We start from the raw sequence: 24,605 nt of genomic DNA, 5'->3' as shown, positions 1-24,605 counted from the left end.
TTACTCGAGCCTAAATACGAGTGTTTGACAAGTTTGGGGCTCGGTGATTTTTATCATCCATGTCTTACGTTGGATCTGCAAAATCGAGTCTATCTTTTATGGGAGCTTGTGTTGGCGGCAAAGCCTGTCTTCACCCTAATCCATTCAGCGTACAGGCTTAACACTCATAAATATATCATTGGTAAATATAACGTTGGGCTGTGATTCAGCGTGATAGATCAAGGGGAAAGCGTGCTCGAAAATCAAATGATGTTACTGGCGGTATTTGAACGGGCGGCCTTGATGCTGATGACCTTGTTCTTTTTAACCCGCACTCGACCGTTCCAGCGTTTATTCCAAAAGCGTAATCACACCCCCGCAGAGCTGGTCTCTGTGGCGGCGATATTTTGCTTATTTGCGGTGTTCAGTACTTATACCGGTATTGAGGTTGAAGGCGCGCTGGTTAACGTGCGGATTATTGCGATTATTTCCGGCGGGATTTTATTTGGCCCTTGGGTCGGCATTTCCGCGGGCGTGTTGTCGGGGCTGCATAGATATCTGATTGATATGGATGGCGATACTTCTATCCCGTGTTTAATCGCCAGCATTATTGCCGGTCTAATGGCTACCTGGATTTACTACAAATGCCCCAAATCTAAGTTATGGATTTATGGCATTGTGGCTGGCATGTTGTGTGAAACACTGACCATGTTGTTGATTTGGCTGCTGACAGAGCCGCACCAGGTGGGTGTAGAGATTGTGAGTCACATTGCCTATCCCATGATTGCGGGCACTGTGTGTATCGGACTGATTATCAAGCTAGTGCAAGACCTCGACGATGAGAAAGAGCTCATTGCCGCCAAGCAGGCCAAGCTCGCGCTGGATATTGCCAACAAAACCTTACCCTTTTTCCGCAAGATTGACCGCCATGCCTTAGAGCAAGTTTGCGCTGTGATCCGCAATGAAATCCATGCCGATGCTGTGGCTATTACCGATACTCGCGATGTGTTGGCCTATATGGGCGTTGGCAAAGATTACTACGAGGTCGATGGTCATCAAGCGATTAGCGAAATGACTCAAAGGGCGATAGAGCAAGATCAAAACATTATTAACAATGACTTACGCCAATATCATTTATCGGATTTTCATTCGGTCATCATAATCCCGCTGCGCGAAAACGGCACTGTGAGTGGCACGCTGAAGATTTACTATCGCAATACCTATCGTATCACTAGCTCGTTGCGGGAGATGGCTGTGGGTTTGTCGCAGCTGATTTCGACCCAGATGGAAGTGTCGCGTATCGAGCAACTGCAAGAGATGACCCGCAAGGCGGAGTTTACGGCGTTGCAGAGCAAGATTAATCCACATTTTTTATTTAATGCCCTCAATGCGATTTCTTCTTTGATCCGTATTCGGCCACAGCAGGCGCGACAGTTGATTGCTAATCTGGCCGATTATCTGCGCTATAACTTGGCTAAAGGCGATGAGCTGATTGATATCCAAGAAGAAGTGAAGCAAGTCCGTGATTATGTGGCGATCGAGCAGGCGCGTTTTGGCGACAAGCTTGAAGTGATCTTCGATGTCGACGATGTGCATTTTTGTGTACCTTGCCTCTTGTTACAGCCGCTGGTGGAAAACGCGATTTTGCATGGCATTCAGCCGCGTAGTGCACCGGGCAGAGTGACGATAGAAGTGAAAAAACTCGATGCAGGCATTCGCGTCGCCGTGCGCGATACTGGCTATGGGATCCGCCAAGAGGTGATTGATGGTGTAGCTGCTGGCCGTGTAGAAAGCAGCAGTATCGGGCTGATGAATGTGCACCAGAGAGTGAAGTTATTGTACGGCGAAGGTTTGCAGCTTAAACGGCTCGAGCCGGGGACTGAAGTCAGTTTTTACTTACCGGAAAATGAGGCGCAAGTATGTTAAAAGCCATCATAGTTGAAGATGAATATCTCGCCCGTGAGGAGCTAGAGTATTTAGTGAAGAGCCACAGTGAGATAGACATAGTGGCTAGCTTCGAGGATGGCTTAGAGGCCTTTAAATATTTGCAGGATCACGAGGTCGATGTGGTGTTTTTGGATATCCAAATACCGTCCATTGATGGCCTCTTGTTGGCGAAGAATCTGCATAAATCGACCCATCCTCCCCATGTGGTGTTTGTTACTGCCTATAAAGAATTTGCAGTAGAAGCATTTGAGCTCGAAGCTTTCGATTATATTCTCAAGCCCTACAATGAACCGCGGATCATCAGCTTATTGCAGAAGATTGAACAGGTGGGACGACAAGCACCAAAGCCGCAACATGAGGCCGCGAGCAACACCAGTCGAACCGTGAATTTAGTCAAAGGTGAGCGGATTATCGTCACGCCCTGCGAGCAAATTTATTATGCCGAGGCCGATGAAAAACTCACTTATGTGTACACCCGCTCCGACCGTTATGTGATGCAGATGACCATCAGTGAGTTTGTCAGCCGTTTGCCTGCTGAAGGCTTTTTCCGCTGTCACCGTTCCTATTGCGTCAATATCAACAAGATCCGCGAAATCGTGCCTTGGTTCAATAGTACTTACCTGATCCGCTTGCATGATTTGTCGTTCGAGGTGCCCGTTAGCCGTAGTAATATTAAGGCTTTTCGACAGCTGATGAGGCTGTAATTGTCATTCATTCCTGCAGATCTGTATTTCATGCCTTAATTGATCGGCGCGAATCGCATCTCTCTTATAGTGGACTCAATTCCTGATCCCCTAAAGCGAGATGCATCATGACTAAAGAGATGAACCGTACTCGGTACCTGACCTTAGTTGGTACTATTATCACCCAGTTTGCACTCGGCTCAGTTTACACTTGGAGCCTGTTCAATGCGCAGTTGGCCGTTAAGCTCGACGAACCCGTCAGCCAAGTGGCATTTGTGTTTGGTTTGCTGAGTTTGTCTTTGGCCGTGGCATCTTCCATGGCGGGCAAATTACAGGAACGTTTTGGCGTACGTAATGTCACCTTAGGCGCAGGCCTGTTACTCGGCGTTGGATTCTTACTCACTGCCCAAGCCAGTAACTTGATGATGCTTTACCTGTGCGCAGGGATTTTAGTGGGCTTTGCCGATGGCACTGGCTACTTGATGACCTTGTCTAACTGCGTGAAGTGGTTCCCCGAACGCAAAGGGCTGATTTCGGCGTTAGCGATTGGCGCTTATGGTCTAGGTAGCCTCGGATTTAAATACATTAACGTGCTGTTACTCGAAAACACTGGCCTTGAAACCACCTTCCAACTGTGGGGCCTGATCGCCATGGCGCTGGTGTTATGTGGCGGTATGTTGATGAAAGATGCGCCTGCACAATCAGCCGCAAGTCAGCAGGCCGAAAGCCGCGACTTCACCCTCGCAGAAGCCATGCGTAAGCCGCAATACTGGATGCTGGCGCTGATGTTCCTGTCTGCCTGTATGAGTGGTTTGTATGTGATTGGTGTGGCTAAAGATATCGGCGAGAAGATGGTCGACTTGCCTGTACTGGTCGCCGCCAATGCTGTTGCTGTGATTGCTATGGCGAACCTCAGTGGTCGTTTAGTGCTGGGTATTCTGTCGGACAAAATCCCCCGCATTCGGGTTATTTCGCTGGCGCAGATCATCACCTTAGTCGGTATGGTGTTACTGTTGTTCATTCCTTTGAATGCTAACCTGTTCTTCGTCGCGGTCGCCTGCGTTGCCTTTAGCTTTGGTGGCACTATTACTGTCTATCCATCACTGGTGAGCGACTTCTTCGGCCTGAATAACCTGACTAAAAACTATGGCGTTATCTACTTAGGTTTCGGTATCGGCAGTATTATCGGTTCGATTGTCGCCTCGTTATTTGGTGGATTTATTGCAACCTTTAACGTGATTTTAGTGCTACTGGTGGTGGCGTTAGTCATGTCATTAACCATTCGTATGCCAGAGCCCAAAATTCCTGCGTCAGCTAAGAGAGTGACTAAGAGTACATCTCGCTTAGTGAATATGACGGCTGAATCTGCATAGGCGCAAGCTAAGCTTTTCTTCTTTAGCCAAAAGCTAACATAAAAAATCCGCAGCCAAATGGCTGCGGATTTTTTACTGTTTATCCCGTATTTTATGGGCGAGGTTGTTACTCACGTTTAGGCTCGCTGACTTATCTATGTGATTACACTTTTGATGTTAGCTCAGTGCAGCCTCTTTTTTATCACACCAACAACAGGTAACTTGATAGCCTTAAAGCGTTATTCAGGATGTGTTGATGTTAACGGACCCTCTTTTTTGGTTGGTGGCGATACCTGCAGTATTGATTACTGGGATTTCTAAATCAGGTTTTGCGGGTGGCGTGGGCGGATTAACTGTCCCGCTATTGGCGCTGGCCATTAGCCCTGCTACAGCGGCAGCAGTCATGTTACCACTGCTGATTTATATGGATTTTTTAAGTGTACGATCATGGTGGGGGCAACATAATCCGCGTCATTTATGGATACTATTGCCCGCGGCGGTTGTGGGGATTTTTATCGCTTATCTGTTGTTCGATCGATTAAACGAAGATTACTTACGGGTGATTCTAGGCTGTGTGTCCTTAGGTTTTGGTTTGTATGGTTTGATCCTTGGGGATAAAACTCAAGCATCACCTTCACCTCTGGTTGGGCGCTTGTGTGGCTTAACCGCCGGATTTACGAGCTTTGTTGCCCATGCGGGCGGGCCGCCACTCAACGCTTATTTGTTGCCGCTGCGTTTGGCTAAGGCAGAATTTTTAGCCACTGCCGTGGTGTTTTTTGCTGTGGTAAATCTGGTCAAGCTTATCCCCTACAGTTTGCTTGGGCAGATTAACCAAGAGAATATTTTAGTTTCTCTGTTACTGGTGCCGCTGGCATGGCTAGGGGTAAAGCTAGGTTTGTTTATTCAAGATAAAGTTAACGACAGGTTATTTAAGCGCATCATCTTGATTTTAATGGTGCTGGTGGGCGTGCGTTTATTGTGGACGGCGTTATAGTTTTAAGCTTTGGGTTACATTAGTCTGCTAGAGTGCGCGGGTGTTGGGGCATTTTGATCCCCAGCCGCCCTGAATTTACCTGATAAAAACTCAAAATTACGTTACTGTGAAATCTGCCTGCAATGAGTTTGAAGCTATGAAACGATTACTGATAGTTATCTTAGCCTTAGGCCTTGGCGCTTGTGCTAGCGCGCCAGAACCTAAGCCTGTGGTAAAGCAAGTTGAACCCGCCACGGTTTGGAACGATAGCAATATCTCCGAACTGCATTCTGAGTGGCGCGGTGTGCCCTATCGTTTAGGCGGTGGCACTAAGCGGGGCATAGATTGCTCGGCCTTTGTGTCGGTCGCCTATCAGAAGATGTTGGGTATGACACTGCCGCGCACGGTTGAAGAACAGCAAGCCCTAGGGAAACCTGTGCCGAGAAATCAACTGCGCAAGGGCGACTTGGTATTTTTCAAGACAGGTTGGAGCACACACCATGTCGGCATTTATGTGGGAGACGATAATTTTCTCCATGTTTCCACTAGCCAAGGGGTGAAGATTTCGAGCCTGCATAACAGTTATTGGGCGTCTAAGTATTGGAATGCACGGCGAATTTAGCACATCTTCTTTATGCACTTTCTTTTTGCACTTGGGCTGATGAGTTAGCGGAGACAATATGTCCTTAGAGCCTGCGTTATCCCAGAGTGACCCTTTACCTACTTCTGTTTTCCTCGCCATTTTCTCCGCCGTATTCTTGCCCATGTTTTTGGCCGCGGTTGATCAAACCTTACTCGCGACGGCGACGCCAGCCATAGTTGAAGATCTTGGCGGTCTGCGCCAAGCCTCGTGGATCACTATCGGCTATATGCTGGCGATGGCTGCTTCTGTGCCGATTTATGGCTGGTTAGGAGATAACTTCGGTCGCGCGAAAATCCTGATGATCGCCTTAGTGATTTTTGCACTGGGCTCTATCGTTTCGGCGAGTGCAGGCACTATGGACCACATGATCGCCGGACGTATCTTGCAGGGCATGGGCGGTGGCGGTTTGATGAGTTTGTCCCAATCCTTAATTGGTGAGTTAGTGCCCATTCGGCAGCGGGCGCGTTTCCAAGGCTATTTTGCCGCTATGTTTACCCTCGCGAGTGTCGGCGGCCCTGTGATTGGCGGGATTGTGGTGCATGCCTATTCGTGGCATTGGCTGTTTTGGGCGAATATTCCACTGGCTATGCTGGCCGTATGGCGGCTCAATGGCTTACATAAGCGCAGCGTTAAACCCGTTCGCCAAGGCAAGTTTGATTTAGTGGGCGTGGTCTTGTTTCCGGCTATTATCACCGCGCTGTTGTATTGGTTATCTATGGCGGGGCAAGAGTTTGCTTGGCTTTCTGCGACCAGCTTAGGTTTTGCCGTCTTTGTGGTAGTTGGCATTTTAGGCTTGTTATTGTGGGAACGGCGATTGGCGAGTCCGTTTCTGCCGTTAGATTTACTGGCGAAGAAGGCCGTGTATATGCCACTGCTAACGGCGGCGCTGTTTGCGGCCTGTTTGTTTGCGATGATCTTCTTCCTGCCGATTTATCTGCAGGTGGGCTTACATACTAATCCCGCTAAAACTGGTTTACTGCTCTTGCCTATGACCTTCGGTATCGTCACTGGCTCGACGATAGCAGGCCGACTGTTAAGCAAAGATGTGGCGCCTAAGTGGTTACCGACCTTTGGCATGAGCTTAGCTTTTATCGGCTTGTTATTGATTAGTTTTGTTCCGCCCAATGCCAATGTGATCGGCGGCTTAGGTGTATTGGTCGGAATAGGGCTAGGGACTGTGATGCCGAGTGTGCAGCTCGTGGTGCAGAGCGTGTCGGGCAAGGCGCGACTCAGCCAGATCACGGCTATGGTGTCGCTATGTCGTTCTATGGGCGCCGCTATCGGCACTGCGTTATTTAGTGTGCTGCTTTATAGTCTGCTGCCACTCAAGGGTTCAGAGCTTGGCATCGCCACCATTAAAACTCTGCCGACAGAGGTGGTGCATCACGCCTTCCAATATGGATTTATGGCCGCTGCGGGTGTGGCATTGTGCGCCGCGATAGTCGGTTTTTTATCCCCTGCGACGGCATTAAAAGATCATGATAGCGAAACTGCGCAGTAAGCCTAGATTTGCAGGTGCACGACCCATTTAAGCCGTGTACTATTTGCGCTGAGCCGTATTTTTGTGGCCTTATTCGATTCCAGGACATAAGCATGACAATAACAAAACACTGGACCCTAAAGAGCATAGCCAACGAGTTGGGTGTCTCTAATGCCACTGTGTCTAACGCGTTTAATCGCCCCGATCAATTATCGGAAAAACGTCGTAATGAAATTTTAGCGGCTTGCACTAAGTTGGGTTATTTCGGACCAAATAAAGCGGCTCAATCCTTACGTAAGGGCAAGTTCGATACTGTCGCCTTGGTATTGTCGGACAGCGTGGAATACATGGTGTCCGATCCCGTCGCCAGTAAATTTATGAAGGGCGTGGCCTCTGTCTTGGAGCAAGAAAAGCTCAATTTGCTGCTGTTTTCGGGCAGCTCAGACAGTGTGAATGCGGTGGCTGACTTTGTGGATGGTTTTATCTGTTATGGTCGCCCGCGCAATGCCCTGTTAGCCGAGCAGTTAAAGCAGGTAAAGAAAAAGGTCGTCACCGTCGATTTTGATATCCACCGCAATGCATCAGTGAGCATAGACAATAAGTTAGCCGCCTATGAAGTGGCAAAACTGGCATTGCAATCGCCCGCAGACAATGTCGCCATTTTAGGGTTACGTTTGCTCGATACCCACTTAACTTGCCGCGTGTATGATTTAAATTTGTTAGAAATCGATACCTCTGTTGCCCATCAAAGATTACAGGGTTACTTGCAAGCGATTGAAGAAGTGGGCGTTGTTCTGGGGCCGGACCGCATTTGGAATATCCCCGAGAGCAATGCCGACTATGCGGCGATAGCGGCAAAAGAAGCGCTGAACTCGACTCCGCGGCCGAATGTATTTTTATGTATGAGTGACTTAATCGCCTTGAGTGTGCTCGGTGAGGCGCAGGCCATGGGGCTGAGTGTTCCCGAAGATGTGCGAGTCGTGGGCTTTGATGGCATAGATGAAGGCACACGTTCAAATCCGCCGTTAACGACCGTCTATCAATACTCTGAGCAGAAGGGCCGAAAAGCGGCGCAAATGTTTGTCAGTGATGCCGTGCATGCGGAAGTTTTGGGCTATGAATTACGCCTCGGTAAGAGCTGCTAATCGCTACATCTTTTAACTAAAAAAGGCGCATTCAATGCGCCTTTTTGCTATCTAAAAACTATGTCGCTTAGCTTGAACTTAAACCTAAGCTCAAGCCCGAACAGGAACGCAAGCTTATGCTTGAGCCAGCAGTCTTGATAACGACACTTGTGTCTCTTTACCTTGCTTATCTAAAAGGATGATTTGGCCATCTTTATTGGCAAAGTCGAGGGTGAGGCTCGCCTGCGAATCGGCCGCTGTCCAAGACAAGGTTAATGTGCGTTCTGCCGATGCCATTGTAAAGCGGCCATCGAAGGCTGAGCTGCTATTGCGCAGTTTAATCAGCTTCGTTAGCGCCTTAACGACAGGTTTGTGCATGGCTTGCTGCACTTTTTCACGATTCAAATAAGGGCGATTAATATCGCGGCCGACGTGAGTCCGGTTAAGCAGCGCCATATCGTTCGGGATTGCCAGCAGACCCGCGTAATACACCTGCGGAATCCCTGGTGCGAAAAACTGAATCGCCCGCGCCATCAAATAATCGAGGTCATTCTGGCCGAGTGCATCGTAATAGGTGCAGTTGATTTGATACAAATCGACGTTGCTGGCGGCCGCGCCTGTGGCCTGTAGACTCTCGCCCTTGCTATTGCCATGTATGGTTTCAACCAAATTATCGATTTGATTTTCGGTCAATAATCCGCGCAAGCCATCCATAGGGCCGACGTCGATAATGCCGATACCGTCGTGGGTGTCGAGTACGGTAATGCAGTTGCGTGGCGCCATTTCCAGCCAATGGGTCAAGGCTTGGCAATCTTGGCTAAACAGCGTGTGCAAGATGAGCGGTGGCAGGGCGAAGTCGTACACCATGTCGACCCGCTTGGCGATCTCGACCTGAGTCATGTGGTGCGAATGAATTTCGGCCAGCGTTGTCATACCTAACGCATTGGCTTGCTGGGCTAACTTATCCACAAACTCGAAGGACTCTTCAATCATAAAGCAGCTAGTGCCGGGCTTTTTAATCGCATAGCCCGCCGCATCTAAGCGGATCAGATTCACTTTACTGTGGTCGAAACGCGCCAGCACTCGGTTTAAATAATCTTTACCTGCGGTGGAATGAACGTCGATATCGATTTGATTGCGGGTAAAGGTGGTCCAAAACTCTTCGGTCGAGCCATCGGCTAAGGTGTAAGTGCTAAAACAACTTCCCGGACGTGGGCGATAGATAGCGGCTTGATCTTGCTCGCTTAATCCATCAGGGAATACCTTGTCTTTGGTTAAAAATAAATCCCAGTAAGCCGATTGCTTACCGTGCTTGAGTACGTCTTTAAATTCGGGTGACTCGGCGGACATATGATTAACGATAAGGTCTGCCATGATGTCGTAATCATCACCAATGCGTTTAACGTCATCCCAATTGCCTAAGCGTGAATCGACTTGTACATGGTCTATCGGATCGAAGCCCGCATCACTGCCGTCAATGGGAAAATAGAAAGGCAAAAGATGCACGCCGCCGAATAGACCTTGCAACTCGTCATCGAGTAGTGCTTTGAGCTCCTTGAGCCCGGCATTGGTAATTCTGTCGACATAGGTGATCAGTTGCACTTGGTTTTTCATACTTTGCCCACGCTTGAGTTGTCTTTTTAGAGTAAAGGTTTATGGCAATCCTTTAATTGATTGCACAACTAAACTTAATCGATTAAGTTGTATATTTAACCAATATGAAACATTATTCAAGTGGTTTGTTGGATTTTTGAGTTAGTCTCAAGTTTTGGGGGAGGCTGGCTCACTGCTGTACACAAAAGCCGAAACCTTTTCAGCATGCTGTCACTGAGCTGCTGAGAGCGAGTAGGTATAATAACGATAAGGTGAAATGGTATGGTAAGTGATTCAAAAGGTTGCGATAACCGCAATCATACCCGTATTCGGGTACTCACATATTTAATGTTTTTCATGTTCGCTATGACCTCTGATGCCGTGGGCGTCATTATTCCTGAGTTGATATCCCAGTTTGGTTTGTCCATGTCGCAGGCCAGTGCCTTCCATTATATGCCGATGATTTTTATCGCGGTGAGTGGACTGTTTTTAGGCTTCTTGGCGGATAAGATAGGGCGTAAGTTAACCATTCTATTGGGGTTATTGTTATTCGCGCTCGCCTGCTTCATGTTCGCGCTGGGGGAATCGTTTTACTATTTCTTGTTCCTACTCGCCTTTGTCGGCACGGCGATTGGCGTCTTTAAAACCGGCGCGCTGGGGCTTATTGGCGATATCTCGACTTCCTCAAAACAGCATTCGAGCACTATGAATACGGTAGAGGGCTACTTTGGTGTCGGTGCCATGATAGGGCCGGCCATCGTTAGTTATTTACTGATCAGCGGCGTCTCTTGGAAGTATCTGTATTTTGGCGCGGGTTGCTTCTGTTTAGTACTGTGTTGGTTAGCTTATCGGGCGGATTATCCGCAAATCAAACGTTCCTCGACGGATGCCATTAACCTTGCCAGCACCTTTAAGATGATGAAAAACCCTTATGCATTAGGGTTCTCGCTTGCGATAGGTTTATACGTTGCCACCGAAGTGGCGATTTACGTGTGGATGCCGACCTTGCTGCAAAGCTATCAAGGTGATTACACCACACTGGCCGCTTATGCCTTGACGATCTTTTTTACCCTGCGTGCGGGTGGGCGCTTTTTAGGTGGCTGGGTGCTCGATCGCTTCCCATGGCAGCAAGTGATGTTCTGGTTTAGCTTCGCGATAAGTGCTTGTTATCTTGGTTCTATGATCTACGGCATTGAAGCGGCAGTCGTCTTGTTGCCCTTGTCTGGGCTGTTTATGTCCATGATGTATCCCACGCTTAATTCTAAGGGGATTAGCTGTTTCCCCGTGGATCAGCACGGCTCTGTGGCTGGGGTGATTCTGTTTTTTACTGCCGTGTCCGCCGCCGTTGGGCCCTTGTTGATGGGGTTAGTGGGCGATATTTTCGGTCATGTTAAATATGGCTTCTACCTCGCCACTGGTTTTGCCATTTTGTTGTGCTTTCTGAGCGGATTTAATCTCGTTAAAGATCCTGCCCGTCATTTGTTAACTTTCGATGCGCACTAATTTGGGCTGTGACAGAAAATATTTTTCTGTCACATTTATTCAATTAATCAATATGTTGATATGTTACACCCAGAGTGCGAACCAAAATTGTGCAAAAAACACACTTGCTTTTTGTTATTAAGTTGCTAACTTGCTAACTTAATCGATTAAGTTGATTCGAGGTTCAGTTCAATATGACCTTGAGCAATCACTAAGATGGTTCTTCGATTAATCACAATTCGGTAGATGTAGCTATGGGGAGATAGGGCTGCATCTCAAATATGGGTGGGGACATAAAAATGATAAAAAGCACATCACAGAAATTCTTGTTAAGTACATTGGCCGTGTTGGTGAGTTCTCACCTTTGGGCAGCCGACGCACCACAACAGGAAGAAGCCAAGAAAGACGCGTTAGGTTTAGAAAGAATTACCGTGACTGGTGTTGCCCGTGGCACTCGTGTTATGGATTCGAGTGTGTCAGTCAGCAGTGTGTCACTGGCTGAGCTTGAAGTGAGTACGCCGCGTTCATCGGCCGAAGCATTCCGTATTATTCCGGGGATGAAGGTCGAGTCTACTGGCGGTGAAGGTAACGCTAACATAGCTGTGCGTGGTTTACCTGTGGCGTCTGGTGGTGCTAAGTTCCTGCAAATTCAAGAAGATGGTTTGCCAATCCTACAGTTTGGCGATATCGCCTTTGGTAATGCAGACATCTTTTTACGCTTAGATTCAACAGTGCAAACCATTGAATCTATCCGTGGTGGCTCGGCATCGACTGCGGCCAGTAATGCGCCCGGCGGCATTATCAATGTGATCAGTAAAACGGGCACCTCGGATTCGGGCAGTGTTGCTACTACTTTAGGGCTGGATTACGACACTTTCCGTACCGACTTTGAATACGGCACTAGCATCAACGACAGCCTGCGTTTCCATGTGGGCGGTTTTGTGCGTACGGGTGAAGGCCCACGCGACGCTGGCTATAACGCAAACAAAGGCGGCCAGATCAAAGCTAACTTAACCAAAGAATTTGATAAAGGTTATGTTCGTCTGTATTTCAAACATTTAGACGATAAAAGCATTGGTTACTTACCTATGCCTATGTACTCGGATGGCAGTTCAATCCCAGGTTTTGATGCGAAATCCGATGCGATTCAATCCGCGTATTTCCAGTCAACTTTGAGCTTAGCTGCCGATGGCGAACGTCGCCGTGGCGATATGCGCGATGGCATGAATCCAGTGGTCGATTCTGTCGGCTTAGAGGCATCCTTCGATTTAGGTAACGATTGGCAGGTTGAAAACCGTTTCCGTTTCTCCGACGTGAGCGGCAACTTCATCGCGCCATTCCCAGCCGAAGTGGCTAACGGTAGCGACATTGCCACCAGTATTGCAGGCACTGGCGCTAAGTTGATTTACGCCAATGGCCCTAATGCGGGTAGTCAGATGGACGGTTTAGCCATGCGTATCAATACCTTTGATGTGCAGATGAATGACTTTGGCTCAATCGTAAACGATTTTAAATTGACTAAAACCTTCGACGATACCAGCGTGACCTTAGGCTATTACAATGCCACCCAAAACATCGGCATGAGTTGGATGTGGAACTCTTATCTGATGGAAGTTAAAGGTGATAATGCCGCGCTATTAGATGTGGTTGCCACCGATGGCACTGCCTATTCTGACAATGGCCTCTATGGTTATGGCGTGCCTTACTGGGGAAATTGTTGCCAACGCAATTACGATACCGACTACAGCATTAAAGCGCCTTACCTCGCGTTAGCCTCGAGTTTTGGTGACTTATCGCTTGATGCCAGTGTGCGTTATGACAGCGGTGATGCGAGCGGTAACTACGCCGGTAGCGTGCAATCGCAAGTGGATATGAATCTCGATGGGGTGATTTCAATCCCTGAGCAGAGCGTGTCTTCTATCGACAATGCGAATCCTCAGCCAGTAAATTACGATTGGAGCTACACCTCTTACTCATTAGGCGCTAACTATCAATTTGCCAGTGACTTAGCCGCCTTCGGTCGCTTGAGTCACGGTGGACGCGCCAATGCCGACCGTCTGTTATTTGGTAAAGTGCGTGCCGATGGTTCAGTGGCGAAGGAAGATGCGGTTGATATCGTTGACCAGTACGAGTTAGGTGTTAAGTACCGTTACGATGATTTGTCTGTATTTGCGACGGCATTCTACTCAGAAACCGAAGAGCAAAACTTTGAAGCCACGAGCCAACGTTTCTTCGACCGTAAGTACAAAGCGAAAGGTATTGAAATCGAGTCGGCCTATTTCATCGGTGACTTCGATTTTAGAGGTAACCTAACCTGGACCGATGCTGAGATTGCTAAAGATGCATTGACGCCAGAAGTGGTGGGTAACACCCCAAGAAGACAGGCTGACTTTATCTACTCTTTGATGGGCCGTTACAACTTTGACCAAGGTTCAGTGGGCGTTAACTTAATCGGTACCACGGATTCTTATGCTCAAGATAATAACGACTTAAGTTTCGACGGCTACAACCAAGTGAATGCCTTTGCAACTTACAATCTGACCGAAGCCATGAGTGTGTCTTTAAACGTCAACAACTTGTTTAATGTCACAGGTATTACTGAAGCGGAAGAAGGCTCAATCCCTGATAACAATATCATCCGTGCCCGTACCATAAATGGCCGCACCACGAGTGCGACGCTTAAATACGAGTTCTAAGCGGATCTTGCTACAGAAACTGTTTTTACAGAAAAAATGCTAAGCCCAAAACAGCCCATGAAAGTGGGCTTTTTGCCTGCTACAGAATGCAGAATATAGAATACAAAGTTGGAGTGGAAATGACGGTATTACTCAGTTTTGGTGAGGTGTTAGTGGACTTGCTGCCAACCGATGCCACGGGCAAACATCATCAGCCGATTGCGGGTGGCGCGCCCGCCAATGTGGCCGTGGGTTACGCTAAACTCGGCGGTAAGAGTTATTTTGCCGGCGGCATCAGCGCGGACCATTATGGCGTTATGTTAAAGCAAGCCTTAGCGGTTCAGGGCGTGGCGACCGATTATCTTGCCGAAGTGCCTGGCGCTGCTACTGCGACTGTGCTGGTCAATTTAGATGAACAGGGTGAACGCACCTTTGAGTTCAATCGAAATGGCACCGCCGATATGCGCTACAGCAATCAGCATTTCGACCATATTCCATGGCAGGGTATTGATATCTTTCACCTTTGCTCTAATACCTTTACTGAAACTGCCATCTTTAACACTAGCCTTTATGGTGCGCGTTGTGCCAATGCATTCGCGACTTTAGTGAGTTTCGATGTGAACCTGCGTTTATCCCTGTGGCAGGACACGTCCTTGTTGGCCGAGCGGGTTGAGCAGTGTTTTCGTTACACCCAAGTGCTGAAAATGAGCCGCGAAGAAGCGGACTACTTAGCGTTAGCGCGGGATAAGAGTTTTGAAGATTATCTGCAGTTTTGCCTCGCCCAAGGGGTTGAGGTGATTTTGGTCACCGATGGTGCCAATCCAGTACAATGCATCACAGCGCAGCAAAGGTTTAGCGTACCCGTTCCCAAAATCTCAGCCGTCGATACCACGGCGGCAGGCGACAGTTTTATCTCAGGTTTTCTGTTCGCCTTAGGCTTAGATCTGGAATACGATTTAAGCCATTTGACCTTGAAACAAAGGCTAGAAAGCAAAGAACACTTAGAGGTGGCGGTAGTGTTTGCTACTCGCTGCGGCGCGATTACCTGCGGGCAAAAGGGCGCGTTTCCCTCCTTACCTACGTTGGCGCAGGTTAGCTAAACTTTACTGCATTAACGATAAAATCCAAGGCGAGCCTGTTGAGTTTGCCTTGGATTTTTTATCTTTTAGATTTTCCGCCCACCATTTTTCAATAGCATAGCGCGAACCCCATCACGTTTTAGTCGCCCCCTTTTCCGAGCATTTATGCTATTTTAGCTGCGGCTTAAGGTCGAAGCTGTAGCGGCTTCTTCCATGCTTGATGTCGACAATTTTCACTTCGGCATGTTTCATTTCAACATCACTGGGGATTTCCTATGAGCAAAGCAAAAATCGGTATTGTGACGGTAAGCGATCGCGCCAGCGCGGGGATTTATGAAGATATCTCAGGCAAGGCGATTATCGACACACTCAACGACTACCTCACCAGCGAGTGGGAGCCGATTTATCAAGTGATCCCCGATGAGCAGGATGTGATTGAAGCGACGCTGATCAAAATGGCTGACGAGCAGGATTGCTGCTTGATTGTCACTACCGGCGGCACTGGCCCAGCGAAACGCGATGTTACCCCAGAAGCCACTGAAGCCGTCTGCGATCGCATGATGCCAGGCTTTGGCGAGTTGATGCGCGCTGAGTCATTGAAATTTGTCCCCACTGCCATTTTATCGCGCCAAACCGCAGGTTTGCGTGGCGATTCTTTGATTGTGAATTTACCCGGCAAGCCAAAATCGATTCGCGAATGTTTAGATGCCGTGTTCCCCGCCATTCCTTACTGTATCGACTTGATGGAAGGCCCGTATTTAGAGTGCAATGAGTCGGTTATCAAAGCATTCAGGCCTAAGGCTAAGTAAGCTTCTATCTAGCTTGTAAAACAATAAGGCCACTGAAATTCAGTGGCCTTATTGTTTTGTTCGTTTAGGGCTCATAACTGATTAATCTGTTGCTTTAGCTCGTACTCTGGCTCTGTCACTATTTTTTCAAGTACTTGTACTTGTACTCGCTCGATCAGTGCTTGGTTTTGTAGGCTGAGTTGAGTCACTTTATCCTTAAGATGGCTATCGTCTGCGGCGCCTACTCCAAATTGGCGCGCTTTTAGATAGTGCTTAAGCATCTCAGTAGCACTCATTCCTATGATGAAGGTGACCATAATCACCATTAAGACATATTCGTTTTCCATAACAAACTCCCGTAGTTATTGAGGTTTTCAACTTGGAGACGATTTGGTGATCGCCGCCAAGTTGAGCAATCGATTTACCTTACAAACCGAAGATTACTTTTTCACTCTTGAGCGACCTTTCCATGCCAAACGCCAGCAATACCGCGATGGCGAGTGTGCCTAAGGTCGAAACCAGTAACTGCAACATGGGCAAGTCTTTACCTTTGATAAAGTCCATTAATGCCTGTTGCTGACCCGAGACCGGCAGCCACTGCAGCATATCTGGCGCTATGTTGTAACTTGCGGCCATCGACAGGGCTAAGGGCACAAACAGCACCATAGTCAGATAGGACTGAGCTTCCTTAAAGGTTTTCGCCATAAAAGACACAAAAAGTTGCAGACAAGCGGCCATTAACGCGACGGGGATGCCGACCACTAACATCAGCAGCATAAATTCTGTGGTGATGTTGACGCTAAAGCCTAATTCCTGCCATGGCACAAAGGCGTAGGCGATTTTAGACACTAGCAAAATCAGCACTAAACCGAGCAGAGCGAACAGGCTCACCGCAATAATTTTTGACAGTACTAATTGGCGAGTGGTCAGCGGATGGCTCAGTAGCAGGGCCAAGGAGTTACGTTCGCGCTCACCGGCACTGGTGTCGATCGCTAGGTTCATCCCCGAGATAAATACCGAGTAGATCATAGTGAAAATGGCGATACCTAAGATCATCCCACCTTTAGAGTCTGTAGTGGCTTTGTCTTGCACATTCACTTTAAGCGGTTGCACCACGCGCGGGTCAATACCGCGGGCGATTAAACGTAAACTGCCCATTTCAGCGCTGTAGGCCTGCAGTTGCTTCTCGAGTCTGCGAATCGAGTTCTGTAATTTCTCTTCAGAGTTATCGGCCACGATAGTGATTTCGGCGCTTTTGCCTTGGTTCATCTGCGCGGCATAGTCGGTGCTGATGATCAGTTCTATTGCTTTAAGGTCTTTGGCGTCAGAGCCATCGGCTGCGCCTTGAGTGATGCCTTTATTCGATAAAAATCTTACTAAATCCGGTGCTTTATCGGGATTTTTAATAGTGATTTTCAAATCATCGGGGCTGGTTAGCTGGCCAATTAACACCATAAATAGGCCGCACATGATCAGCGGCGTGCCTATGGCGTAGTAGAGACCCGCCATCACAGAGCGCTTATCGCGGGCGGCATCGATGAGTTCTTTACGAACCATAGCCATTATTTTATTCATGCTGTCATTCCCTTATCCATGATCTTATCTATCTGAGCTTGTACATCATTGATGCTGCCTGCATTGTTGTTAGTTTGAGTCATCATGCCGCTATCCCTTCATCCGTGCCGATAAGTTGAATAAAGGCTTCTTCGAGTGAGTCTTTGCCAGTTTGAATGCAAAGCTCAGTTGGGCTGCCAATGGCGACGACTCTGCCTTGGGCCATGACGATCACTTGGTCACACAGCGCGGCGACTTCCTGCATCACGTGGCTAGAGAACAGCACGCAATGTCCTTGATTTTTAAGATCGATAAGAATGTCACGCAGTAGGCGAGTGCTCATCACATCCAGCCCACGTGTCGGCTCGTCGAGGATAATATTGCTCGGGCTGTGGACGATTGCCTGTGCGAGGGCGGTTTTCATTCTTTGTCCTTGGGAAAAGCCTTTGCAGCGGCGATCGCTAGTGTCCTCGAGGCGCAATTTCGCAATCACTTGGCTGGTGGCTTCCTTGGCCTCCTTGGATGATAGGCCGCTTAGCTCGGCAAAATAGCGAATGTATTCCCGTGGTGTTAAGCGTTCGTACAGACCAAAAGGGTCGGGGAATAGCCCGAGTTGCTGTTTAGCGCCAATAGGGTCGATGGCGACATCTATGCCTTCGATTTCAGCCTTGCCGTTATCGGGTTTCAGCAGGCCAAAAATCGTGCGTAAACAGGTGGTTTTACCTGCCCCGTTCGGGCCGAGTAGTCCTGTGATTTGGCCGTTTTGTGCGACGAAACTTAAGTCATTCAGCGCCTGCACGTCACCGATGCGCTTGGAAAGATGGGATACTTTAATCATGGCTTATTCCTTAGCTCCAGTGCTGGCGTGATCATCTGTTGTCGTGGTTTTTGTGCTGGTCGCATTAAGCGGTTCTACCGAGCTGGCATTTAAATAAAAGCTGCGGCGCACATCTTTGTTCAAACATTCGCCGTCGAGATCGTTGACTGAGCCCGAGCGAACGAGATCGGCAATCAGGTTATTGGCGCAGGATTGATAGGCCACACCGTGGGTCGCATAAGGAGCGACAAAGTGTTTGGCATTGGTGAGTTTTTCCATGGCTAACTCGCCCCAGCTTGGTGGGGTAGCGGGGTCGATTTCGCCGGATAACAACAAGGTCGGAATGTTGCTGTTAATGGGCTCGCTAAAGTTGTTATCGACCGCAGGGACTTTCCATATTGAACAAGTCGCCTCTAAGCCTTCGAGCATGGTTCTGCCCATAAAGGATTTTTTGGCCTGCTCGTGCATGGTTGGGGTAATGCGGTGCATATCTTCGCCACAGACCACAGAGGCGTGCATGCCCATCGCCATGCCTGCATTGTCGATAGTGAGGGCATAGAGGCCGAGTATAGGTTGGAAGTTGTTTTTCGATGCTTGATGAATCGCATGGGGCAAGAGGGCGCGCACATTGGCTTGATACAGCGCCATGCGGATCGAGCCAGAGAATTTACCGCGCGTCATGGTCAACATGGTTTTTTCTCCCGTGACGGGATCGTAAACGTTTTCCATCACAGGGCCAGTGGCGAGCTTAGCGTCGACTCGCTCAAAGTCTGCTTTTAACAGGGGAAATTGACTGTTACAGGCGGCGGTTGCTTGGCAATCCTTAAACAATAAGTCGAAGCCACGATCAATCGCCGAGCCAATTTCTAATACGCTTTGCTGCATGGGCACTATGCCGTCTAAGGTCACTGTGGCTAAGTGCTCTGGATATAAACGCATGTAAAGTTGCGCCATGCGAGTGCCGTAGGAGATGCCGTAAATATGCAGTTTTTTATAGCCTAAGTGCGCACGTACGGCTTCGAAGTCTTTAATCGCATTGAGGCTACCGTATTGGGTGACGTCGGCATCGATTTTGGCTAAGCATTTTTGTGTTTCGGCTAAGGTATCGGCATTGTCATCATCGAATGACAGTGGAGATTGCGCGCCTTCATCGCAGGCCAGCACATTCGAACGGCCTGTGCCCCTTTGATCGATCAGTAAAATATCCCGCTGTTGGCGGACTTTGCTCAGCATGGCATCGAAACCTGCCGCATTCTCTATGGCCGATTGTCCTGGGCCGCCTGCAATTGCCAGCAAGGCTTCTTCATGGTTGTCATTTTTCACCGCAGGCAAAACAACGTAATGCACTTGGATCTGTTTGCCATCGGGTTTGTTAGGGTTTTCTGGCACAGTCACAAAACCGCAGTTTAGGCGATCGGAAACGCCTTCTACATAACAAGTTTCGATCTTATTAGCGATATCTGCCGTCGCTTGTGTCTCTTGGCTTTTCACATCACTCGCCCACGTCGCCGTACTTGCCATTGCCAGTATGAGGGCGCTCATTCTCAAAGTACGCGTGCGCCATGTGGCACCATGCCGTGGCTGAGTTGGCACAAGGCGTTGAACTGTGTTGCTTAACTTCCTGTGTGTCATGCTATGTATCATGCGCGCTTTCCTTTTTGCATTTCAGGACGAGTGTGTTAATTTAAATACCAGTGTATCGGTGTATCAATGTATTAATACAGTGTGTAAAGGCTAATGTTAGAACTTTTAAATGTCAACCCCAGCAGTGGTGAACCCATTTACAAACAATTACACGAACAAGTCGTGCGTTTAATTGTGGGCGGTCAACTGCAAGTGGAAGACGTATTACCCTCAGTGCGCCAGATTGCCGAGCATTTAGCGGTAAATCCCATGACAGTTTCCCGCGCCATTCAACAGTTGGTTGACCAAGGTTGGCTCGAACGTCGCCGCGGCCAAGCGACAAAAGTTGCGTTGCGAACTGAGACTATGGCATCGGGTATTAGCCTGCTCGAACCCCAGATCTATGCCCTGTTGTCGCAGGCAAAGCAGTTAGGTGTCAGCTTGCCCGAGTTGCTGCAACTGCTAAATGAGCGCTGGCAAGATTAGAAAGTAATGTACCGATAAATAGCATAAAAAGGATGAAATTCGATGGACCCAAAGCGCACGCCAATACTTGAATTTAACCGAGTGAATAAAGTCTTTCGCGGTAAAGGCGCAGGTGAAAAGTGGGCGCTTAAGGATTTATCGTTAACTTTGTCGGCGGGTATGGTGGTGGGGTTATTGGGGCAAAATGGGGCGGGTAAATCAACCCTAATGCGCTGTGCCTTGGGTGTGCTCACACCGGATTCTGGCAGTATTGTTACCTTAGGTGAAACGCCCGAAAATTTAACCTCAAAGGCAAAGGAGCGTTTAGGTTATGTACCGCAGCAACCTTTTGGTTATGAAGGTTTTACCATTGAACGCGCCCTCGATTTACACCGCAGCTTTTATCCCAATTGGGACATGCAATTAGAGCAAGATTGGTTGGTACGTTTCGAGTTAGATGTGACCCAACAGGTGCAACGTTTATCGGTTGGGCAAAGGCAATCATTAGCGTTAATTATGGCGATGGCCTATCGCCCTGAGTTGTTAATCCTCGATGAACCCGTTGCCAGCCTCGACCCTATAGTCCGGCGCAAGTTTATGGTCGATTTGTTCGATCTTGCCCTCGAATCTGGCTCTGCCGTGCTGTTTTCATCCCATATCACCTCTGATTTAGAGCGAGTTGCCAGCCATGTGGCATTGATTAAACTGGGTGAGTTAGTGCTGTTTAAGGAAATCGATGCCCTGCGTGAAGAAGTGCGTTTGTTAACACTCGCGCCCGAAACTGTTTTGCCCGAGTCAATTACAGTGCTGAGCCGTGTTGGCGATTCGGTGCTGGTGGATTTAGGTGAGCACAGCGCGTCAATATCAGGTGTGTTAAAGAATGAAGCTTTAAACTTGGAGCAACTGTTTATGGAGCTACACAGATGAGTGTGGCGCACCATAAGCAGATACAAGTCGCGAAGGGCGAAAGAACGAGTCCACGAATGAATCCTTTCAAGGGCATGCTGCGCTTTTGGTGTTTTGATATCGGCAGTGTGAGCTTTTTAGGTACGGCTATACTGGGGGTGATCTTAGCTTGTATCGCCGCAGTTTATGGTAAAAATGATAGTGCTGAACTGTTATTTTCTATGGGGATTATCTCAAGCTCGGCGGCGGTTGCATGGCAACTCATACGTCTGATGGCGAATGAATGCGCACCGTTAATTCCCCATTATCGTCGCCATATCTACATTCAAAGTGTCACTGTTTTAGCTAGCGTTTTTGGCATAGGAGTCTTGTTCTGTTTGGCTTTAGGTTTGACGGCTAGCCTAGCGAGCTTAGTGCTGGCTTTGGTGATGAGTTTAACTTTTATTTGGCTTTGTTTACTCTGTACTCAGTGGTTTTATGCTTCGTTTTTGCTCTTTGTCTTAATGCCATTTATCCCATTGATTGCAGAGCACATTCCCCTTTGGCTAAGTGCTATTGCCCTGCTGATTTTAGGTATGCTGATTGCGCGTGCATGCCGTGTTTTACCTTGGCGTGCTGAGGCGAGGACGGTATATCTTAATGGTCTCGAAATGGGGTGGTTTTGGCTGCCGAATCTGCAATCGATGCGTATCTTGAGTCGCTTCGAGCGTTATTTGCATCCCACCAATTTTTTTATCGGCCCTATGTTGACGATTTTACTGCTGCTATTGCCCGTAGTCTGCTTAGTGCTTGGGCTGTTGTCGCATCAATTTCATTTGAATATCCCTGTATTATTGTTTTTGGCGCAGTTCAGCGTGATTAGTTGTTCGCTGGTGCATTGGAGCCGAGTGCAACGCTCGCGCTCGACAGAAACCTTATTGTTGATGCCAGGGTTTGATGGTCGAAAAGGACTCATAGCAGCATTTTGCCTTGGACAGCAAAGACTCCTGAATGTGGTCGTCGGCATTATGCTGGCGTGTAGTTTGCTGTTGGGCTGGCTCAATGGTGATCTGAATATGCAGTTAGTGGGTCATCTGGTGCTCAGCACTTACTGGGCCTGCGCCTTGACGTTAGGTTTTGGCTGTATGTGTCGCCGAGTTTTGCATATCACGCTCACTATGATGGTCGTCGCGGGGCATTCCCTGTGGGTGTCCATCAGCCTTACGTCTTTAAGTGATGGCGGCAATTTAACTAATTGGTTGCTATGGGATCTACTCTTAATACTGCTTGGGCAAGCGGTGCTGATTTGGGGCAAGAAAATCCTCTGGAAGGGCGATGTTATGAGGGCATGTTGACGTTTCGAAATTAAATTTTGTTCGCTCTGGCAAGTAAGTGAAACCAAGAGTGGTACGCCGCTAAAGGCTATTTACAGCGTGATTTGGGCGACATTTGCACAACATTAGAGCAAAAACTCTTAGTTTTTATTTGGCCTTCAGGTAGAATGCTGCAAAAGCGGTACACTTGTAAGCTAAAAAGGTGAGTCTCTTATGTCTCTCGATCAATATCATGTTATTCGACTACTACAGCAGCAGAGCGAGTCTTTAAAAGACGCAGTAGCGCTGGAAGGTTTTGAAATGGCCGCTCCTTGGTATCAGGTGAGTTGGCAAGCCTTCGACCAAATCAGCAGTAAAATTGCACAAGTGTTGATCGAACTTGGCGTACAAGTGCAAGACCGTTGCGTTATTCTGGCGCAAAACTGCCCGCAGTGGACTTGTGCCGATGTCGGCACTCTCAAAACTCGTGCCGTTGTAGTGCCAATTTATCCCACCAGTACAGTCGAACAGGCGAGCTTTATCGTTAACGACGCCACCGCTAAAGTGATTTTTGTTGACGATGCTAAGCAATACGCCATGGCGTGTGAGTTGCAAGCCTTATGCCCAAGCCTAGAGCATGTGATTGTATTCGATGCCAGCGTGACACTCTCTGCCGATAAGGCCAATCAGCATTGGCATCTAGATACCCTACTGGCGGTTGACACTCAGTTAAACATTGAGCAAGAAGCCGAGCTTAATCAGCGTTTACATGCTGCAAATCTCGATGATTTACTGACCTTAATTTATACCTCCGGCACGACGGGCGATCCTAAAGGCGTGATGCTGGATTACCGTAATATGGCGTCTACCATACGCCAGCACGATCAAAAATTGGCCTTCCATTCTGGCGATGTGTCTTTGGCATTTTTGCCATTGAGCCATGTATTTGAGCGCAGTTGGAGTTTCTACGTCTTGTGCCGTGGCGGCCATAACGTCTATCTGCAAAATACCCAAAGAGTGAAAGAGGCGATTAGCGCCGTGCGTCCACATACCTTGTGTGTGGTGCCGCGTTTCCTCGAAAAAGTGTATAGCGCCGTACAAGATAAAGTCGCCAAATCTGCCGACGGTCGTAAGAAGTTGTGTGCTTGGGCGATGCGCGTTGGCCAACGTCAGTTCGAAGTCGGCCAAGGTCGTGCTAAGGGCGGATTGTGGTTGTCGCTGCAATGGCGTTTGGCGCACAAGCTGGTATATAGCAAGCTGCAAGCCGTGCTTGGTGGCCGTTTGAAGTTTATGCCTTGCGGTGGCGCAGCCTTAGATGTGAATGTAGGTAGTTTCTTCCATGCGATTAATATTCCAGTACTTTGTGGGTACGGTATGACAGAAACTAACGCGACTGTGACCTGCAATACCTTAGGTAATCGAGTGCCGGGTTCCAATGGACAACCTTTGCTGGAAACCGAAATTAAGCTAGGTAAGGACGATGAGATTTTAGTCCGCGGCGCGACTGTGATGCGGGGCTATTACAATCGTCCTGAAGATACCGCCGCTGCGTTTGAAGATGGTTGGTTAAAAACCGGTGATGCAGGGCGTTTCGATGCGAATGGCAATTTATTTATTACCGATCGTATTAAAGAATTGATGAAGACCTCCAACGGTAAATATATCGCGCCGCAAAGGGTTGAGGGCGCCGTTGGCTGTTGTCCTTTTATCGAGCAAGTGGCGATTATTGCCGATGCGCGTAATTATGTGACCGCTTTGATTGTGCCAGCGTTTGAGTCACTGGAAGCGTGGGCGAAGGACAAAGGGCTGAAGTATGAGTCACCTTTAGAATTGCTGCGCCATAGTCATGTGGTTGAGCATTTTGAGCAACGCTTAAAGCAGTTACAGCATGAGTTGGCCGGTTTTGAACAAATTAAAAAGTTCACTCTGTTGCCTGAAGCGTTTTCGATGGAAGCGGGTTTAATCACCCCAACGCTCAAGCTGCGCCGCAAGATGATTTACCATAAATATGCCCATGAAATAAATGCTATGTACAACAACTAATTGTTAACTTGTTGTTGCTAAAGGGCCGCAGAAGCGGCCTTTTTTTTATCTACTACTTCCTGAAGTGCTTTTCTTCGCTTAAAATTCGCCCCGTTTACTGGTGCGCA

General features: G+C 48.3%; 20 protein-coding genes. 15 read left to right on the top strand and 5 right to left on the bottom strand.

Annotation, left to right across the window (positions count from 1 at the left end; all coding sequences use genetic code 11):
• Nucleotides 1-231 precede the first annotated feature (231 nt).
• From L5M11_RS11920 to L5M11_RS11890, 7 genes are all read left to right on the top strand, one after another.
• Nucleotides 232-1,905, top strand: coding sequence for a sensor histidine kinase (locus tag L5M11_RS11920; protein ID WP_317629874.1), 1,674 nt, complete (start codon nucleotides 232-234; stop codon nucleotides 1,903-1,905).
• The gene (locus L5M11_RS11915; RefSeq protein WP_263147244.1) at nucleotides 1,899-2,630 is read left to right on the top strand and encodes a LytR/AlgR family response regulator transcription factor; all 732 of its coding nucleotides are present in this window, start codon (nucleotides 1,899-1,901) and stop codon (nucleotides 2,628-2,630) included. Before L5M11_RS11920 ends, L5M11_RS11915 begins: the two co-directional genes overlap by 7 nt.
• Before the next feature lie 107 nt (nucleotides 2,631-2,737).
• The gene (locus L5M11_RS11910) at nucleotides 2,738-3,982 is read left to right on the top strand and encodes an MFS transporter (RefSeq protein ID WP_263192174.1); all 1,245 of its coding nucleotides are present in this window, start codon (nucleotides 2,738-2,740) and stop codon (nucleotides 3,980-3,982) included.
• A 235-nt stretch (nucleotides 3,983-4,217) separates the two neighbouring features.
• Nucleotides 4,218-4,955, top strand: coding sequence for a sulfite exporter TauE/SafE family protein (locus tag L5M11_RS11905; protein WP_263192172.1), 738 nt, complete (start codon nucleotides 4,218-4,220; stop codon nucleotides 4,953-4,955).
• A 136-nt stretch (nucleotides 4,956-5,091) separates the two neighbouring features.
• Nucleotides 5,092-5,556 (top strand): NlpC/P60 family protein, encoded by a 465-nt coding sequence (locus tag L5M11_RS11900; RefSeq protein WP_006083761.1) that lies wholly within the window; start codon nucleotides 5,092-5,094, stop codon nucleotides 5,554-5,556.
• A gap of 58 nt (nucleotides 5,557-5,614) precedes the next feature.
• A complete protein-coding gene (locus tag L5M11_RS11895) occupies nucleotides 5,615-7,078 on the top strand; it encodes an MFS transporter (protein WP_263147234.1) in 1,464 nt (487 codons plus the stop codon).
• Between the two features lie 92 nt (nucleotides 7,079-7,170).
• On the top strand, nucleotides 7,171-8,202 hold the full coding sequence (locus L5M11_RS11890; RefSeq protein ID WP_131524537.1) for a LacI family DNA-binding transcriptional regulator: 1,032 nt from the start codon (nucleotides 7,171-7,173) through the stop codon (nucleotides 8,200-8,202).
• Between the two features lie 114 nt (nucleotides 8,203-8,316).
• On the opposite strand, the gene gtfA is transcribed toward L5M11_RS11890, so the two are convergent.
• On the bottom strand, nucleotides 8,317-9,795 hold the full coding sequence (gene gtfA / locus L5M11_RS11885) for a sucrose phosphorylase (RefSeq protein WP_212601158.1): 1,479 nt from the start codon (nucleotides 9,793-9,795) through the stop codon (nucleotides 8,317-8,319).
• 261 nt (nucleotides 9,796-10,056) lie between these two features.
• Between gtfA and L5M11_RS11880 the strand changes: the two genes are divergently transcribed.
• The 4 genes from L5M11_RS11880 (at nucleotide 10,057) to mog (ending at nucleotide 15,819) form a co-directional block, all read left to right on the top strand.
• The gene (locus tag L5M11_RS11880) at nucleotides 10,057-11,277 is read left to right on the top strand and encodes an MFS transporter (RefSeq protein ID WP_263192170.1); all 1,221 of its coding nucleotides are present in this window, start codon (nucleotides 10,057-10,059) and stop codon (nucleotides 11,275-11,277) included.
• A 278-nt stretch (nucleotides 11,278-11,555) separates the two neighbouring features.
• Nucleotides 11,556-13,952 (top strand): TonB-dependent receptor domain-containing protein, encoded by a 2,397-nt coding sequence (locus tag L5M11_RS11875; RefSeq protein ID WP_263192169.1) that lies wholly within the window; start codon nucleotides 11,556-11,558, stop codon nucleotides 13,950-13,952.
• 119 nt (nucleotides 13,953-14,071) lie between these two features.
• The gene (locus L5M11_RS11870; RefSeq protein ID WP_263185057.1) at nucleotides 14,072-15,031 is read left to right on the top strand and encodes a carbohydrate kinase family protein; all 960 of its coding nucleotides are present in this window, start codon (nucleotides 14,072-14,074) and stop codon (nucleotides 15,029-15,031) included.
• Nucleotides 15,032-15,285: 254 nt separating this feature from the next.
• A complete protein-coding gene (gene mog, locus L5M11_RS11865) occupies nucleotides 15,286-15,819 on the top strand; it encodes a molybdopterin adenylyltransferase (RefSeq protein ID WP_105250920.1) in 534 nt (177 codons plus the stop codon).
• 71 nt (nucleotides 15,820-15,890) lie between these two features.
• Here mog and L5M11_RS11860 read toward each other — a convergent pair whose 3' ends face one another.
• From L5M11_RS11860 to L5M11_RS11845, 4 genes are all read right to left on the bottom strand, one after another.
• Nucleotides 15,891-16,145, bottom strand: a complete 255-nt coding sequence (locus tag L5M11_RS11860; protein ID WP_263192167.1) for a hypothetical protein — start codon at nucleotides 16,143-16,145, stop codon at nucleotides 15,891-15,893.
• A 79-nt stretch (nucleotides 16,146-16,224) separates the two neighbouring features.
• Nucleotides 16,225-17,373 carry an ABC transporter permease gene (locus tag L5M11_RS11855; protein ID WP_263183928.1) on the bottom strand — a complete coding sequence of 383 codons (1,149 nt, stop codon included), beginning with the start codon at nucleotides 17,371-17,373 and terminating at the stop codon, nucleotides 16,225-16,227.
• Between the two features lie 82 nt (nucleotides 17,374-17,455).
• The gene (locus tag L5M11_RS11850; protein WP_263147213.1) at nucleotides 17,456-18,190 is read right to left on the bottom strand and encodes an ATP-binding cassette domain-containing protein; all 735 of its coding nucleotides are present in this window, start codon (nucleotides 18,188-18,190) and stop codon (nucleotides 17,456-17,458) included.
• Between the two features lie 3 nt (nucleotides 18,191-18,193).
• The gene (locus L5M11_RS11845; protein ID WP_263147210.1) at nucleotides 18,194-19,813 is read right to left on the bottom strand and encodes an alpha/beta hydrolase; all 1,620 of its coding nucleotides are present in this window, start codon (nucleotides 19,811-19,813) and stop codon (nucleotides 18,194-18,196) included.
• A gap of 93 nt (nucleotides 19,814-19,906) precedes the next feature.
• Here L5M11_RS11845 and L5M11_RS11840 point away from each other — a divergent pair, with 93 nt between their 5' ends.
• The 4 genes from L5M11_RS11840 (at nucleotide 19,907) to L5M11_RS11825 (ending at nucleotide 24,498) form a co-directional block, all read left to right on the top strand.
• A complete protein-coding gene (locus L5M11_RS11840) occupies nucleotides 19,907-20,278 on the top strand; it encodes a GntR family transcriptional regulator (RefSeq protein WP_131524556.1) in 372 nt (123 codons plus the stop codon).
• Nucleotides 20,279-20,320: 42 nt separating this feature from the next.
• A complete protein-coding gene (locus tag L5M11_RS11835; protein WP_263192166.1) occupies nucleotides 20,321-21,184 on the top strand; it encodes an ABC transporter ATP-binding protein in 864 nt (287 codons plus the stop codon).
• A complete protein-coding gene (locus L5M11_RS11830; RefSeq protein WP_263142265.1) occupies nucleotides 21,181-22,497 on the top strand; it encodes an ABC transporter permease in 1,317 nt (438 codons plus the stop codon). The genes L5M11_RS11835 and L5M11_RS11830 overlap by 4 nt, the downstream gene beginning before the upstream one ends.
• A gap of 192 nt (nucleotides 22,498-22,689) precedes the next feature.
• Entirely contained in the window at nucleotides 22,690-24,498 is a 1,809-nt protein-coding gene (locus tag L5M11_RS11825; RefSeq protein WP_263192165.1) for an AMP-dependent synthetase/ligase, read from the top strand.
• The last annotated feature ends 107 nt before the right edge of the window (nucleotides 24,499-24,605 follow it).

Origin of the sequence: Shewanella sp. SM87, from assembly GCF_025653705.1 — a bacterium.
Classification (GTDB): domain Bacteria; phylum Pseudomonadota; class Gammaproteobacteria; order Enterobacterales; family Shewanellaceae; genus Shewanella; species Shewanella oncorhynchi.
The sequence above is the reverse complement of the archived record's forward strand: the minus strand, read 5'-3'. Positions and strand labels throughout refer to the sequence as shown.